Raw genomic sequence first — 449 nt, forward strand, 5'->3', positions numbered from 1 at the left:
CGCCACCGCACCCTCGAACCACGCCGGCAACGTCGACGAAACACCGGAATCAACAGAACTTGCACTGAACGCCGACAGTAGGTTTCGTTCGCCCTCCACGAGGACATCCACATCACCGACAGCTACTGCGGGATCCGCCACCACTCCACGGAGAATCCGAAGGAATCGATCCGCGAATGTGGCTGCCGTCGACGCGTCGAACAGATCCGTGGCATACGTCAGAGTGACGGACATGCTGTTCTTGTCGGACTCCTCGAGCGTGAACTGGAGGTCGAACTTGGCAACTGCCGCATCGAATTCGACTGCGCCGGCAGTGAGTCCGGGCAATTCGAGAGCACTCTGGCCGAGGTTCTGGAACGTGAGCGCAACCTGGAACAGCGGGTGATGTGCCTGTGAGCGCACCGGATCGAGGGCCTCGACGAGGCGCTCGAACGGAACATCCGCGTGCG

1 protein-coding gene is annotated in these 449 nt (G+C 61.2%); it reads right to left on the reverse strand.

What is annotated here, in order from left to right:
• A partial coding sequence (locus QM600_RS29535; protein ID WP_283265329.1) for a condensation domain-containing protein occupies positions 1-449 on the reverse strand: 449 nt, incomplete at both ends.

It is taken from the genome of Rhodococcus sp. IEGM 1379 (assembly GCF_030056815.1).
In the GTDB taxonomy this organism is placed as follows: domain Bacteria; phylum Actinomycetota; class Actinomycetes; order Mycobacteriales; family Mycobacteriaceae; genus Rhodococcus_F.